This is a genomic window from Sulfitobacter sediminis, assembly GCF_040811725.1.
In the GTDB taxonomy this organism is placed as follows: domain Bacteria; phylum Pseudomonadota; class Alphaproteobacteria; order Rhodobacterales; family Rhodobacteraceae; genus Sulfitobacter; species Sulfitobacter sediminis.
Map to the genome: position 1 here is coordinate 1 of NZ_JBFNXX010000187.1, position 256 is coordinate 256.

Here is a 256-nt window from a genome sequence, read left to right on the forward strand (position 1 = left end):
TTTTTTTTACTGCTGTATTTATTGGATTTTTTTGTCGTTTTTTTTTTGGTTTTTGTGTTTGGGTTTTTTTTTTTTTTTTTTTTTTTTGTTGTTGTTTTTTTTTTTGTTGTTTTGTGTTTTTTTTTTTTTTTTTTTGGTGTTGGTGTTTTTCTCGTTTCTCGCGTGCCTCTATGTTGATGCTGTGCATGTCGAGGCGGGGTAGAACGCGATCAGCGCGAACCTGAAAGGCTGGCTGGACCCACCCCGCCAGCCCCGG

Annotated in this window: 1 protein-coding gene; it reads right to left on the bottom strand. The window is 37.9% G+C overall.

Annotated features, from left to right (window positions below; all coding sequences use genetic code 11):
• The coding region (locus AB2B41_RS23615; protein ID WP_367880263.1) for a hypothetical protein at positions 1–187 on the bottom strand (187 nt) is incomplete at its 3' end.
• Positions 188–256 lie beyond the last annotated feature (69 nt).